Origin of the sequence: Pseudomonas massiliensis (assembly GCF_000826105.1) — a bacterium.
GTDB classification, from domain to species: domain Bacteria; phylum Pseudomonadota; class Gammaproteobacteria; order Pseudomonadales; family Pseudomonadaceae; genus Aquipseudomonas; species Aquipseudomonas massiliensis.
Genome location: NZ_CCYK01000007.1, coordinates 1,962,469 through 1,976,551 on the forward strand (window position 1 = coordinate 1,962,469; position 14,083 = coordinate 1,976,551).

Annotated in this window: 15 protein-coding genes and 2 pseudogenes; 9 read left to right on the forward strand and 8 right to left on the reverse strand. The window is 63.0% G+C overall.

Translation table 11 applies throughout. From position 1 onward, the window contains the following. The first annotated feature begins 115 nt into the window (after positions 1-115). The 4 genes and pseudogenes from modA (at position 116) to modC (ending at position 2,810) form a co-directional block, all read left to right on the forward strand. The gene (modA, locus tag BN1188_RS19670; protein ID WP_040263324.1) at positions 116-889 is read left to right on the forward strand and encodes a molybdate ABC transporter substrate-binding protein; all 774 of its coding nucleotides are present in this window, start codon (positions 116-118) and stop codon (positions 887-889) included. Beyond that, positions 858-1,382 (forward strand): annotated as a pseudogene (modB, locus tag BN1188_RS19675) (molybdate ABC transporter permease subunit); the annotation flags it as partial. The gene modA and the pseudogene modB, both read left to right, overlap by 32 nt. 55 nt (positions 1,383-1,437) lie before the next feature. Further along, positions 1,438-1,725 (forward strand): annotated as a pseudogene (locus BN1188_RS19680) (molybdate ABC transporter permease subunit); the annotation flags it as partial. After that, positions 1,722-2,810: a molybdenum ABC transporter ATP-binding protein gene (modC, locus tag BN1188_RS19685; protein ID WP_040263326.1), complete on the forward strand. Its 1,089-nt coding sequence runs from the start codon at positions 1,722-1,724 to the stop codon at positions 2,808-2,810. The pseudogene BN1188_RS19680 and the gene modC, both read left to right, overlap by 4 nt. Here the strand turns inward: modC and BN1188_RS21655 are convergent. The 5 genes from BN1188_RS21655 to BN1188_RS19705 form a co-directional block, all read right to left on the reverse strand. Beyond that, positions 2,807-2,974 (reverse strand): hypothetical protein, encoded by a 168-nt coding sequence (locus tag BN1188_RS21655; RefSeq protein ID WP_157395827.1) that lies wholly within the window; start codon positions 2,972-2,974, stop codon positions 2,807-2,809. The two genes, modC and BN1188_RS21655, sit on opposite strands and share 4 nt — an antisense overlap. Beyond that, positions 2,961-3,257: a hypothetical protein gene (locus tag BN1188_RS19690; protein ID WP_052469398.1), complete on the reverse strand. Its 297-nt coding sequence runs from the start codon at positions 3,255-3,257 to the stop codon at positions 2,961-2,963. Before BN1188_RS19690 ends, BN1188_RS21655 begins: the two co-directional genes overlap by 14 nt. A 102-nt stretch (positions 3,258-3,359) precedes the next feature. Continuing rightward, positions 3,360-4,136: an exodeoxyribonuclease III gene (xth, locus tag BN1188_RS19695; RefSeq protein ID WP_040263328.1), complete on the reverse strand. Its 777-nt coding sequence runs from the start codon at positions 4,134-4,136 to the stop codon at positions 3,360-3,362. 50 nt (positions 4,137-4,186) lie between these two features. Beyond that, positions 4,187-4,873 carry a DJ-1/PfpI family protein gene (locus BN1188_RS19700; protein WP_040263330.1) on the reverse strand — a complete coding sequence of 229 codons (687 nt, stop codon included), beginning with the start codon at positions 4,871-4,873 and terminating at the stop codon, positions 4,187-4,189. Positions 4,874-4,963: 90 nt separating this feature from the next. After that, positions 4,964-5,392, reverse strand: coding sequence for a response regulator (locus BN1188_RS19705; protein ID WP_232430947.1), 429 nt, complete (start codon positions 5,390-5,392; stop codon positions 4,964-4,966). Between the two features lie 321 nt (positions 5,393-5,713). On the opposite strand from BN1188_RS19705, the gene BN1188_RS19710 reads away from it, so the two are divergent. The 5 genes from BN1188_RS19710 (at position 5,714) to BN1188_RS19730 (ending at position 10,179) form a co-directional block, all read left to right on the forward strand. Next, positions 5,714-6,778: an NAD(P)-dependent alcohol dehydrogenase gene (locus tag BN1188_RS19710; protein WP_040263332.1), complete on the forward strand. Its 1,065-nt coding sequence runs from the start codon at positions 5,714-5,716 to the stop codon at positions 6,776-6,778. A gap of 99 nt (positions 6,779-6,877) precedes the next feature. Further along, positions 6,878-8,893, forward strand: a complete 2,016-nt coding sequence (locus BN1188_RS19715; protein WP_040264357.1) for a mechanosensitive ion channel family protein — start codon at positions 6,878-6,880, stop codon at positions 8,891-8,893. Between the two features lie 72 nt (positions 8,894-8,965). Beyond that, entirely contained in the window at positions 8,966-9,403 is a 438-nt protein-coding gene (gene aroQ / locus BN1188_RS19720) for a type II 3-dehydroquinate dehydratase (protein WP_040263334.1), read from the forward strand. A gap of 45 nt (positions 9,404-9,448) precedes the next feature. Continuing rightward, positions 9,449-9,841, forward strand: a complete 393-nt coding sequence (locus tag BN1188_RS19725) for a YidH family protein (RefSeq protein WP_198293233.1) — start codon at positions 9,449-9,451, stop codon at positions 9,839-9,841. Further along, positions 9,838-10,179 (forward strand): DUF202 domain-containing protein, encoded by a 342-nt coding sequence (locus BN1188_RS19730; RefSeq protein ID WP_040263337.1) that lies wholly within the window; start codon positions 9,838-9,840, stop codon positions 10,177-10,179. The genes BN1188_RS19725 and BN1188_RS19730 overlap by 4 nt, the downstream gene beginning before the upstream one ends. 43 nt (positions 10,180-10,222) lie before the next feature. On the opposite strand, the gene BN1188_RS19735 is transcribed toward BN1188_RS19730, so the two are convergent. The 3 genes from BN1188_RS19735 to BN1188_RS19745 are packed head-to-tail and all read right to left on the reverse strand — an operon-like array spanning position 10,223 to position 13,901. Continuing rightward, a complete protein-coding gene (locus tag BN1188_RS19735; protein WP_040263339.1) occupies positions 10,223-12,040 on the reverse strand; it encodes a monovalent cation:proton antiporter-2 (CPA2) family protein in 1,818 nt (605 codons plus the stop codon). Positions 12,041-12,067: 27 nt separating this feature from the next. Continuing rightward, a complete protein-coding gene (locus BN1188_RS19740; protein ID WP_040263340.1) occupies positions 12,068-12,436 on the reverse strand; it encodes a response regulator in 369 nt (122 codons plus the stop codon). A gap of 22 nt (positions 12,437-12,458) precedes the next feature. Further along, complete coding sequence (locus BN1188_RS19745) at positions 12,459-13,901, reverse strand: ATPase domain-containing protein (protein WP_040264359.1); 1,443 nt, start codon at positions 13,899-13,901, stop codon at positions 12,459-12,461. Between the last annotated feature and the right edge of the window lie 182 nt (positions 13,902-14,083).

The window sequence follows — 14,083 nt, forward strand, 5'->3', positions numbered from 1 at the left end:
CGTAACATTGGCACTAATGCGGCGGGCAGAGCCCGTGACCTGGAAGCGAAACCATGGCACCGACCGCTGCCACGCTATATAGTCGAGTGCATAACGCCATTGTTCGAGAACCCTCATGCTCCGCGTCTCCCTCTTCTGCATGCCGCTGATTACCCTTGTCGGCCTGATGGCCGGGCAGGCCCGTGCCGACAACGTACAGGTCGCTGTGGCCGCCAACTTCACCGCGCCGCTGCAGGCTATTGCCACCGCCTTCGAGCAAGACACCGGACACCATGTCATCGCCTCCCCTGGCGCGACCGGCCAGCTGTACGCCCAGATCAACAACGGCGCGCCTTACCAGGTGTTCCTCTCGGCGGACGACAGTACCCCTGCCCGGCTGGAAAGCGATGGCAAGGTCGTCGAACATTCGCGCTTTACCTATGCAATCGGCAAACTGGCGCTATGGTCCGCGCAACCGGGCTATGTCGACGCCCAAGGCAAGGTACTCACGCAAGGAAACTATCATCACCTGGCCTTGGCCAACCCCAAGACCGCGCCGTACGGCCTGGCAGCCACTGAGGTGCTGGAGCATATGGGTCTCACCGGGGCGACGGCGTCCAAGCGTGTGGAAGGGCAGAACATCACCCAGGCCTTTCAGTTCGTGCAAACCGGGAATGCGGAACTGGGCTTCGTCGCGCTCAGCCAGGTGTCCCGGGACGGCAAGCTGACCGGCGGCTCAGCCTGGATCGTGCCGGATTCCCTGTACTCCCCTATCCGCCAGGATGCCGTGGTGCTCGATCCAGGTGCAGGCCAGGCTGCAGTCGAGGCGTTCATGAACTACCTGCGCGGTCCGAAGGCGGCCGCCATCATCCGTTCATATGGCTACGCCCTCGATGCTCGGCCCCAGTGACTATGAGGCCATCTGGCTGACGCTCAAACTGGCCAGCGTGACCACATGCCTACTGCTGCTGCTGGGCGCGCCCCTGGCCTGGTGGCTGGCCCATAGCCAGTGCCGCTGGCGTGGGGTCGTCAATGCTGTGGTAGCTCTCCCTCTGGTGCTGCCGCCCACGGTCATCGGTTTCTACCTGCTCCTGCTCATGGGCCCCGATGGCCCGGTAGGCCGGCTGACCGAAGCACTCGGCGTCGGCAGCCTGGTGTTTTCCTTCGCGGGCCTGGTAGCAGGCTCGGCCCTCTACTCGCTACCGTTCGTGGTGCAGCCGCTGCAGAACGCCTTTCAGGCCATTGGCAGCCGTCCCCTCGAAGCCGCGGCAACCCTGGGCGCCTCGCCCCTGGACCGTTTCTTCACCGTCGCCCTGCCCTTGGCCCGCCCCGGAGTGATCACCGCCGCTGTGCTGGGGTTTGCCCATACGGTGGGTGAGTTCGGGGTGGTCCTGATGATCGGCCGGCATACGAGATAGGAGTCCGTCTCGTGGGCCCGGAGATGTTTATAAGAGCCCCCCCCTGGACCGTTTCTTCCCCGTCGCCCTGCCCTTGGCCCGCCCCGGAGTGATCACCGCCGCTGTGCTGGGGTTTGCCCATACGGTGGGTGAGTTCGGGGTGGTCCTGATGATCGGCGGAAACATTCCAGATCGCACCCGGGTCGTCTCGGTGCAACTGTTCGATCATGTCGAAGCCATGGACTATGCGCGAGCCCATGGTCTGGCGGCCGTGATGGTGGCCTTCTCATTTGTTGCCCTGCTATTGCTCTACCGGCGTCACGGCCCTGGCCGCGGGGCCCTGGAATGAGCGAACCGCTTGAACTGGAGGTGACCTTGAGCCGTGGGCTGTTCAGCCTGCAAGCCAGCCTGCGTTTGCCTGGCCAGGGTATCACCGCCATCAGCGGCCCCTCAGGGTCTGGCAAGACCAGCCTGCTACGCTGGGTGGCTGGGCTGGAGCGCGCCGAGCATGGCTGGCTACGCGTGGATGGGCACACCTGGGAGGACACTGAACAGAAGCGCCGCGTGGCGACTCACAGACGCGCGCTGGGCTACGTCTTCCAGGAAGCCAACCTGTTCGCACACCTGGACGTTCGCGCCAATCTGGCGTACGGCTGGCGCCGGCTGTCTGTCGCACAGCGCGAGCCTGATTGGGCGCCTCTCTGCCAGACCCTGGGCATCGGGCACCTGCTCGCCCGCATGCCGCAAGGGCTTTCCGGTGGCGAACGCCAGCGGGTCGGCATTGCCCGCGCCCTGCTGCGCCGACCGCGCCTGTTGCTGATGGATGAGCCCCTGGCGGCCCTGGATGGCGAACGCAAGGCTGACATACTTCCTTACCTGGAGCGGTTGCGGGAAACCCTGGCTATTCCGGTGCTTTACGTTACCCATGCCGCCGAGGAGATCAGCCGCCTGGCCGATCATCTCGTGCTCATCGACGGCGGTCGCGTGCAGGCTGAAGGCCCTTTGAACAGCCTGCTGACGCGGCTGGACCTGCCGCTGGCACGAGGTCTGGACGCAGGCGTGGTCATCGAAGGCAAGGTCACCGGGTTCCAGCCCCAATGGCAGCTGCTGCAGTTAAGCCTTGGCGTCGCGGGCAGCCTCTTGCGTGTGCCTCACGGCGAACGGCCCCTGGGCAGCCGGTTGCGTGTGCGTGTCTTGGCCCGGGACGTCAGCCTGAGCCTCGACGCCCATAGCCAGAGCAGCGTGCTCAACCGCTTGCCGGCCGTGGTAGGCGAGTTGAGCCCTACTCCGGGAGGTGCCGATGTGCTGGTCAGCCTGGACTGCCAGGGCACCACTGTGCTGGCCCGCCTTACCCGTTACTCGGTCGCTCACCTGGGGCTACGACCGGGCATGGCGGTCTGGGCCCAGATCAAAGGGGTAGCCGTGCTCGCCTAGGGCCGTGGCTGGCTGAGTTCCGGGTCAAGCTCGCTATCGTCGGCAGCATCGTCGGAAGGGTCAAGGGCCGGGTCGAAGCCGCTCTCGTTCAGGTCCAGCGGATCGCTAGGGGCGTTGATCGGCCATTCGGGCGTAGGGTTCTCGTCGTTCTCAGTGATGGACATCTGTGATCAGCCTCCCGTGGCTTTGTATTTCAAGGGTCGTGATGCCCATGAGCTGGGCCTGATCCATCACCTCCTGAGGCGAGGCATCGGCGCTGGGCATGAGCAGACTGTTTTCCGTGTCGCCGTAATGAATCTCCAACAGCCGCAAGGCGGCGACTTCGGGCGGCAAGCGCTCGCCTTCGTATTCGAGTTCCTGTTGCCGCGGTTGCTCGTTATACAGATAACTGACGCGATGGCGGTAAAGTCGGGTGTGCAGTCCCATCTCTGAAGGATCGTGGGTCATCGGCCTGCTCCTGCTCGTCTTGTATTGAACCCAATGCCATCCGGCATGTACCTGGTCAGTGGACTGCGGACCGGCCTCAAGGTGCCATACAGCAGCGATGGCTCAGCCTTGCCGCAAACGCACCCAGGTCGGCGCATGGTCGCTGGCATGGGGCTGGTCGCGCACCCAGCGGTCAACGCCCGCTTCTTCCAGGCGCGGGGCCAAGTCCTGGCTCAACAGGAGATGGTCGATGCGCAACCCTTTGTCATGCTCCCAGTGCTGGCGGAAATAGTCCCAGAAGGTGAAAACCTGCTGTTCCGGGAAATAGCTACGAAGCGCATCGGTCCAGCTTTGGTCTAGCAACCGCTGGTAACAGGCACGGCTTTCCGGCTGCAGCAAGGCATCCTTGCGCCAGGATTTGGGATTGTAGATGTCGAAATCCGTCGGCACTACGTTGAAGTCCCCGGCCAGGATCACCGGGTGGCCGCTATCGCGCAGCGCCTGGGCGTGCTCGATGAAATGCTCGAACCAGCGCAGCTTGTAGTCGAACTTGGGGCCGGGTTGCGGGTTTCCATTGGGCAGGTAAAGGCAGCCCACGACCACACCCTGGACCGCGGCCTCCAGGTAACGACTGTGGGTGTCGTCTTCGAAGCCCGGCAAGCCGCGGCGGATTTCCAGAGGCTCGCTACCCTTGGAAAGGATGGCCACGCCATTCCAGCTGGCCTGGCCATGCCACAACGAGAAATAGCCCGCTTCTTCGAGGGCCTGGCGCGGAAACGCGGTATCCGCCGCCTTGAGTTCCTGCAGGCAGACGATATCGGGAGCTTCGTTGGCCAGCCAGGTGAGCAGCGCGTCGTGACGTGCCCGAATACCGTTGATGTTGAATGTTGCGATCTTCATGAATGCAGGTCCTCCGGCTTATCCAATGGACCTGCCGCTGAGCCAGGGGTTTAACCCGGGACGTTGGAAGCGAGACGGGCGGCGGCCCGAGCCACCACTGCGGCGCGGCGACTGACGGAAGGCGAAACGGCTTCACGTTGTGCGCGCGATACCGCTTCGATCGCGGTATCGGGATGACCGCTGAAAGGCGGGGCTGGCTCGTACTCAAGAGCCAGTTGAGCCCGCTGCGCCCGTTCAACGCCAAAGGCTTGGGCAGCCAGGACCAGCGCGAAGTCGATACCGGCGGTGACCCCGCCCCCCGTGACCAGTCTGTCGTCCAGCACTACTCGCTCATGCACAGGTATCGCCCCGAAGGCTTCGAGCAAATGATGATAAGCCCAGTGGGTAGTCGCCTGCTTGCCGCGCAACAGGCCCGCCGCGCCAAGCAGGAGCGCGCCCGTACACACGGAGGTGAGGTAACGCGCGCTCTGGGCTTGCCGACGGATGAAAGCTAGGGTCTCGGCGTCTTCCATGAGCGGCTCGACACCGCTACCACCGGGTATGCATAGCACATCGAGGGCTGGGCATGCCTCGAACGTATGACTTGGGATCAGGCACAGCCCGCCGCTGGCGGCTATTGGCTCCATGTCTCGCCAGATCAGGGATTGAGACACTTCGCTAAACTGCGCGAATACATCGAATGGCCCGACGAGGTCCAGCGGTTGCACGCCGGGGAATAGCAGATAGCCAATGTGCATGGAGCGCTCTCCTTGAGGTGATGTCCTCAGGCTAGCGCCCTTCATGAGGGCGCGGCGGCCAATGACCGGCAGCTATACGCCAATCGCAATTCAGCGCGCCAGATTGGTCTCGGCAGCGGGAATGGCCTTCATCACTTCGTCCGTAAGCTTGCCGATGGTCCAGGGCTTGGGCAGAAAAGCGATGTCGCCGCTCAGGCGCGCGGTTTCTGGCGTCTCATGGCCGGACATGACAATGATGGGCAGCGCTGGCCATTCGACATGGACCCGATGGGTCAACTCGGCACCGTCAATGCTCCCCGGCATACGGATATCGGTGATCAGAAGGTTGACGCTCAACCCCTCGCCAAAGGCTTTCCAGGCATCGTCGGCGGTAGCGTAGTCGACGGTTTCAAAGCCCTCGGACTGAAGAATCTCGCAGACGAATTCCCGGATAATGGGCTCATCTTCCACGACCATGACCTTTCCCCGGGATTCGACAGTATTTACGACAGTGGCTTGGGTCAGGGCATTCGGCATCATGGGTGTCCTTGCATGGGTTGCGGGCTCGTGCGCCCATACTCCCTTCGTCAACCGCAAACCAAGATGATTCGCCGCTCCACTGGGGTAATTCGACAGACGGTAGTATGAGCTTTCGGTTGCGACGGCCTTATGAAGCAGCCACTTAGCGCAGCAAGCGAAGCGTCGCTGACGCGACAGCATAATACTGACACCTGCGGATTGTCTGCCGATGCGTATGTTTGCGCCAGGGCTTGCAGGCACTGATGAAGTGCGGTGGACCCGTGAAAGGTTTCAGCGGTCTATGCTCAAGGCTTTCGCTTACCTATGCCTCTGGAGAACCCCATGTCCCGCACCCTGACCTACGCAGCCCAGAATGCCAGCGACTCGCTCAAGCCCTACGCCATCGAGCGCCGGGAGCCTGGCGCTGACGATGTGCAGATCGAAATCCTCTACTGCGGCGTCTGCCATTCGGACTTGCACACCGCCCGCAATGAGTGGCAGAACACCTTGTACCCCTCCGTACCGGGTCACGAGATCGTGGGCCGGGTCAGCGCAGTCGGCACTGCCGTAACCCGTTTCAAGGTGGGCGACCTGGCTGGCGTAGGTTGCATGGTGGACAGCTGCCAGTGCTGCAGCGCCTGCGCCGAAGGCGATGAACAATATTGCGAGAACGGCTTTACCGGTACTTACAACGGTCCGGTGTTCGGCGGCGAGAACACCTACGGTGGTTATTCCGAGCGGATAGTGGTCAAGGAAGCCTTCGTGTTGAAGATCAGTCATCCTCAAGCCGAGCTGGCCGCCGTGGCGCCGCTGCTTTGCGCCGGGATCACTACCTACTCACCGCTGAGCCACTGGAAGGTGGGCCCAGGCAAGAAGGTGGGCATAGTGGGCCTCGGGGGGCTAGGACACATGGGCGTAAAGATCGCCGCAGCCATGGGCGCCCATGTAGTGCTGTTCACCACTTCGCCTGGCAAGCGCGACGATGGGCTGCGCCTGGGTGCGAAGGAGGTGGTGGTCTCGCGCAACCCGCAAGAGATGCAAGCCCATGCCAACAGCCTGGACTTTATCCTCAACACCGTGGCGGCGCAGCATGACCTGGACCCCTTCCTCAATCTGCTCAAGCGCGACGGCACCATGACCCTGGTGGGCGCGCCCGAACATCCCCACCCGGCTCCGACGGTCTTCAATCTGATCTTCAAGCGGCGCAGCCTGGCTGGCTCATTGATTGGCGGCATCAAGGAAACCCAGGAAATGCTTGATTTCTGCGCCCGGCACAAGCTGGTGGCAGACATAGAAACCATTGCCATCCAGGACATCAACCAGGCATTCGAGCGCATGCTCAAGAGCGACGTCAAATACCGTTTCGTGATTGACATGGCTAGCCTCCGATCAGAGGCGGCGGCCTGACGCGAGCCATCACGGCCCGTATTAGCCTGCGAGAGCCTGACGAACTTTGGCCCGCCAAGGAGGGTCTGGTGAGGGAACCGTTTGCGGAGCCTTGCCCCTGTGTCCCGTCTAGTCATCCTGCTGTTGACCGCCCTGCTTGCCCTCCCCGCCCTTGCCGATGCACCCGCCGCCGACCCGGCTCCAGCCGAGAAGGAAGTGCTGGTCCAGGGCGGGTTGCTGGGCACCCTGACGTCCAGCCTGGACGATGTCCAGGACAAGCTGGACCTGAACGAACACCTGGTCGATAGCTGGCGCTTGCGCACGGACCGCGCCGCCACCGAGGCCAGCCGCCTGTTCGACCAACAGGCGCAGACCTCCGGATGGACCCTGGCGCGGGATTTCCTGGTGTTGAGCCTTACCTGGATAGGTACTTTCTTCGTGCTCTACAGCCTGGCGCGGCTGGCCTGGGCCAGAGTCGGCCGCCGCGGCTTCCTGGCGCGACGCACGCGCTTGCAAGGCGTGATCGGCTACCTGCTCAGGTTCACCGTGCCGGCCATCGTCAGCTTCGGCGTGTGCCTCCTGGTCAGCCATCACCTGTCCCCGTCCGACGCCCGGGCCATTGCCCTGTGCCTGGCCTATGCCACCAGCAGCGGCATTACCTCCACCACGGTGATCCTTTGCGCGATCACCCTGTTCGACGTAGGCCACAAGCGCGCCGCCGTGCGTATCCTGCGCCAGAGCGCACCCAGGGCCCTGTTCGTCATCGGCTTTCTCGCAGCCCTTGGAGACGCCCTGACCAGTCCGCAGATCGCACGTCAGCTAGGGGCCAACCTCACCGGCAGTATCGCGGTGGTGGTCGGACTGATCGCCACCTTCACCTTCGCCGTGCTGGTCTTGCGGGTACGGCGGCCAGTGGCGCACATGATCCGCAACCGAGGCTATCGCCAGCGCCACGAGCACCGGGCCGTGCAGGAAACCCTGCGGGTATTCGCGGCGGTGTGGTACTTGCCGATCCTGCTGATGATCCTGGTATCGGCCATTCATCTGATCGGGGCGGGAGAACAGAGCCAGGAAGCCTTGCAACGAGCGTTGATGAGCACGGTACTGCTCATCGGCGCGGTATTCCTGAGCACGGTCATGCACCATGTGCTCAAGCCCCAGAGCAACCAGGACCCGGAACACGCGCGCCCCTACGTCGAACTCCTGCGCAGCCTGGGCCATGCCCTCTCGCGGATTGTCATTGCCATCGCCTTCATCGAACTCCTGGCCCGCACCTGGGGCGTCTCGGTGCTCGAATTCGCTGCGCGCAACAGCATCGGCAGGGCGATCAGCAACTCACTCAGCAGCATCGGCCTGATCCTGCTGGTCACCTGGCTCGTGTGGGTGGTGATCGACACCGCCATCCAGCAGGCACTCAAGCCGGCGGTAGGCAAGCGCGCCAGCCGCCAGCCCAGCACCCGGATCAAGACCATACTGCCGATGCTGCGCAACGCCGCCAAGATCGTGCTGGTAGTCATCGGCACCATCACCACAATGGCCAACCTGGGCATCAACGTCGCGCCCTTGCTGGCCGGTGCCGGGGTGGTGGGCCTGGCCATCGGCTTCGGCTCCCAGCAACTGGTACAGGACGTCATCACCGGGCTGTTCATACTGATCGAAGACACCATCGCGATCGGCGATTGGGTGGTGATCGACGCCACCCATGCCGGTACTGTGGAAAGCCTGACCATTCGGACCTTGCGTCTACGTGACGGCAAGGGCTTCGTTCACTCGGTGCCGTTCGGCCAGATCAAGGCGGTGACCAACCAGTCTCGCCAGTTCGCCAACGCCTTCTTCTCGGTACAGGTTACTTATGACAGCGACATCGACACCGCCCTGGCATTGATTCAGAAGGCGGCGGACGAAATCTCCAACGATCTTCTGCTCCGGACCAACCTGCAAAGCCCCTTGCAGATCTTCGGTGTCGACAAGATGGACCTCAACGGCATTACCCTGACCGCCCAGTTCCGCACCACCTCCGGTGGCCAGTACGCGGTAGGCCGGGCCTTCAATGAGAAGCTCAAGAAGCTGGTGGACGGTGTGGACAATGTCCGTTTCGCTCAGTATTACCTGCCCCCGGTACCGGCCCCGGCATAAGCGGTAGCGGGCAACGAAGCCGCCGATTACCATGGTGGCTTCCTCCGCTGCGCACAGAGAGAGTATCGTTCCATGGCTCACACCCTGCTGGTCCTCAATGGCCCCAATCTGAACATGCTCGGCACCCGCGAGCCGGCCGTCTACGGCAAGGAAACCCTGGCCGATGTAGAGGCCCAGTGCCGGGCCACCGCCGAGGCGCACGGCCTGGCCCTGGAGTTCCAGCAAACCAACCATGAAGGCCAGATGATCGACTGGATTCACCAGGCCCGCGGCCGCGTCGCGGGAATCATCATCAACCCCGGGGCCTGGACCCACACCTCCATCGCCTTGCATGACGCGCTGGTCGCGGCGGAGCTGCCGGTACTCGAAGTCCATATCTCCAATGTGCACCGTCGCGAAAGCTTCCGTCATCACTCCTATGTATCCCTGGTGGCGGTAGGCGTGATCGCCGGCTTCGGTACCCATGGCTACAGCCTGGCCGTGACCCACTTCGCCAAATTGCTTGGCTGACACGCCGAGCCTCCCTACCTGCCCCGACCCTGGATGGGACTATCCATGACCCCGCCTGAATCGTCCCAGGAAGGCGTCTCCTGGCGCCTACGCCTGCTCAAGGGTGGCCACGAGCCGGACCCGCGCTTTACCCTGGCCAATGAGCGCACCTTCCTGGCCTGGATACGCACCGCCCTTGCGCTGATGGCCGGCGGCATCGCCGTCGAGGCATTTACCGGGGAGGTCTTCGACCCAGGGGCGCGAAAGGCGCTCGCCATGCTGTTGCTCGGGCTGGGCCTGGTGCTGAGCGCCAGCGCCGGCCTGCGCTGGCTGCATGTCGAGCGTGCCATGCGCCATGGCAAGCCGCTACCGCTGCCACTGCTGGTTCCTTTGTTAGCGGTCGGCGGCGCGCTGGCCACCGGGATACTGCTGGCCTACATTGCCTGGCGCCCCGCATGAAGCACAGCCCGCCGCTTCGGCCCCACCAGGATGCCGGGCTGCAGCCGGAGCGCACCAGCCTGGCCTGGCGCCGTACCTTGCTGTCACTGGTAGGCGCCAGCCTATTGTGCTTGCGCTGGCTTCCCCACCACAGGGTATTCGCGCTGCTGCTGGTAGGCTTGACCCTCGCGGCGGCCCTCGGCATCGGGGCGGCCCTGACCAGCCGTTATCGCCAGGGCGTGTCGGCGATCAATCGAGGCCAGGCCATCCCTCCGGTACTCGAAGTCATGGGGCTTACCCTGGCCTGCGTCACCCTTGGGGTACTGGGCCTCTATGGTGTGCTGGGTCTTGCGCTCTGACCTTCTCAGGGCTTGGATATCAGGGCTGAGCAAAAAGACCAGACTAGCGCCCCGCTTCGTCTGGCTGCGCCGCTTCTCGCTCGGCGTCGGCCGCGAACAGCCGCGCCAGTTCGGCACGCGCTTCCTGGTTGCTCTGGATGATCTTGGCGGTATCGTCGTAGACCCGGTGCTGAGAGCGCAACACCGCCTGGTCATGGGCCTGGAAGCGGCTGATGCGGGACTCGGCCTGGGCCTGGCTCAAGCCAAGGCCCACCAGGGTACGCCGGCTCATCTCCAGGCTTGAGTAGAAGGTTTCACGGACGGCATCAGCACCCAGGTCCGTCAGTTTGTGCACGTGCTGACGGTTGCGTGCTCTGGCGATGATCTTCAAATGCGGGTAGAGACGATTGACCAGTTCAGCGGTCTTGATATTGGTCTCCGGATCATTGGTGGCGATCACGAAGTACTCTGCCTGATCCACCTTGGCCGCCCGAAGGATCTCGGCGCGTAGCGGATCACCGTAGTACACCGGCAGCTCGGAGAGGCTTCGCGAAAGCTCGATGCTCTCCACGGAAGTATCCAGCGCCACGAAAGGAATACCCTGGGCTCGCAGGATACGAGCGACGATCTGCCCCATGCGGCCCATGCCCGCGATCACGACCCTCGGCCCCTCGGTATCGATGTTTCTATAGGCATCAGGCACGGGTCTGGGCGGTTCAGTGCGCTGCAGCAGGCGTCCGGCCGCCAGCAGCAACAAGGGGGTAACTGCCATGGACAGCGTAATGGCCAACACCAGCAGATCATGCAGGCGAGTATCGAACAGGCCGTTGTCCCGGCCCAGCTTGAACACCACGAAGGCGAACTCGCCTCCGGTGGCCAGTACCAGACCAAGACGCAGACCAGAGACAGTCGAAAGCCCGCCGCCGAATCGGCCCAGCAAGGCAAGCAGGGGGAGTTTCAAGCTCAACAGCAGCAAGGTAAGCCCGACCACTGTGGTCGGCTCGGCCAGCAGCAAACCCAGGTTGGCGCCCATGCCCACGGTGATGAAGAACAAGCCCAGCAGCAGACCCTTGAAGGGTTCGATCTGCGCCTCCAGTTCGTGCCGGTACTCAGAGTCCGCCAGCAGCAGCCCGGCAAGAAACGCCCCCAGGGCCATGGACACTCCGGCCAGATCCATCAGCCACGCGGTGCCGATGACCACCAGCAGCGCGGTGGCAGTGGATACTTCCTGCAACCCGGTACGCGCGACAACCCTGAACACAGGGCGCAGCAGATAACGCCCGCCGATCACCACCACCGCGATGCTGCCCAGCACCTGCAGGGCGTGGTTGAGGCTGGGCGTCGCGTGCTGGTCGCCACCCCCTGCGAGCAAGGGCACCAGGGCGATCAGGGGAATGGCGGCGATGTCCTGGAACAGCAGGATGGCGAAGGCCAGGCGACCGTGGGGTGTCTGCAACTCATGCCGCTCGGCCAGGCTCTGCAGGCCGAAGGCCGTGGATGACAATGCCAGGCCAAGGCCGAGAATGATGGCACTGTTCAGCGGCTGATCGAACGCCATCATGGCGACCGCGCCTATCACGCAACCGGTGATGACGACCTGCGCCAGCCCTACGCCGAAGACAGCGCGGCGCATGACCCATAGCCGTTTGGGCGACAATTCCAGGCCGATGATGAACAACAGCAGTACCACGCCCAGTTCGGACAAATGGTTAAGGCTCTGGCTGTTGCCCACCACGCCCAGTACCGCGGGGCCGATGGCCACGCCGGCCAACAGGTAGCCCAGTACCGCCCCGAGCTGTAGGCGCCGCGCCAAAGGCACCGCGAGCACCGCCGCCAACAGAAAGACCACGGCGGCGCTCAACAGGTTGCCGTCATGCGGCATGCATCACCTCTATTTCCATTACTCGTTTCACTCCGTGGCGCGGCCTATCTGGGCCACTACTTCACGGATCACTGCATCGATATCGAAGGGTTTGTCGAATACGGCGGCGAACAACTCCGGGCTCGCCCGCCCGATGCTACCTTGGGCGCCACTCATCAGGAGCAGTGGAAGCTTGGCGAACAGCGGGCGCTCGCGCACTTTCCTGGCGAACTCGAGCCCATCCATCACCGGCATCATGAAATCGGTGATGACCAGGCTGGGACGCTCCCGATCGAGAACGTCCAGTGCCTTGCGGCCGTTGCTGGCCTTGACGACCATGTACCCCTCATCCTCAAGGGCGTACCCGAGGATATCGGCGATCAGATATTCGTCGTCGACTATCAGGATGGTGGTCATTTTCGCGTGGTCCGGGCACCCATCAATTGCGTGTTGACGAAACAGTGTTCGTCAACACCGGCTCGCTTGGTCTCGAAGTTTTTATGAAATGCAATCCACGGGAGCCAATGACCGCTTCGAGCGGCGCTGGATCGTAAACGCTGTCCCTGACTTTAAGAATGGTCATCGTTCGCGTAAGTTCAGACGGGTTTTCAACCAACCGCAGCAGGAAGATATTGTCCACCACACTGGCCAGGTCCGGTGTCGGCAAACCCAGCTCCGGGCCTAACATGCCCTGCATTTCACAGGTACAGAGCACCGTCACGCCGCGCCCCTGCAATTCTCCGATCAGGGCGCTGAAGAAGTCACCCAGGCGTGCTGGGTTCGTGGACACCCGAGACATTCCACCGAGGCTGTCGATCAGAACGCGCTTGACCCCATGGGTGTCCACCATCTCAAGCAGGCGCGCCCCGTGGCCGTCGAGCAGCCCCTGGGTGGTAGGCTGCCAGGCGATGTGCAGTGCCCCGGTACGCTCCATGGATTCGAAGTCGAAGTCCAAGGCCGCTGCCTTCAGAAGCAGCCGCGGCGGGCTTTCGTAGAAGCCGAACAGAAGTCCGGGAGCATCTGGTGTGGCCTCAGCGAGGAACTGGATGCCCAAGGAGGTCTTGCCAGAGCCGGGGGGCCCCATGATGATGGTCGCGGAGGTACGCACCAGGCCACCACCGATCAGGGCGTCCAGGCTGGGCGAACCGCTGCCGATCATTTGGCGATCCTGCGGGTCCGGGCGAGAGGGGTTGCTATAAAGGCTTTCCAGACGCGGATAGACCACCAGCCCATGATCGGTGATCACGCATTCATGCACCCCGGACAAGGCACCGCTTCCTCGGGTCTTTCGCAACTGGATACGGCGTACCGAACGCGTGCCGATCAATTCCTCACCCATTTCGATGACGCCGTCCACCATGGTGTGCTCCGGACTGCCATCATCGAGCCGGGCGCTGGTGAGGAACAGCACCGTGCAGCCAGCGAAGGCCGCATGTCCCTGCAGCTCGCCGATGAATTTCTTGGTATCGAGCTGCGAGTCCGCCTTGGTGCGGGCATTGAGCAGACCGTCGACCACCAGCACCGTTGCCTTCTGCCTGGCGATTTCCCGACGCAGCAGCTTGACGACCTCTTCCAGCCCTTCGTTTTCCAAGGTATCGAAGGCACTGACGAACTGGATCTGGTCGCCGATTCGGTTGGGATCGAAGAATTCAAGGGTCGAGAGGTACTGGAACAACCGCTCATGGGACTCGGAAAGCAGGCTCACCACCAGGACTTTCCCGCCGTTGCGCGCATGGTTGAAGCTAAGATGATTGGCCAGGATGGTTTTGCCCGAGCCTGGTCGACCTTGGACGATATAGGAAGCTCCGGCGACCAGGCCTCCCTTGAGCAGTTGGTCCAGGCCCGCTATTCCGGTTGGGAGACGTTTTAGCTGTTCCAAGATCAAACCTGCCTGTCTGTCAGTACGCAATTCGGCCGAGGGGCAGCCCCTGGGCGGTGTAAGATGCGGGGATTCTATACCTTGACGCGCGGGAACACACCAGGGATACGCATGCGCAAGAAACGGAGTGTCACCGCGGCCAGCGCCAGGCATGCTTGAATACAGTCACTGCCAGCACAGAGCCA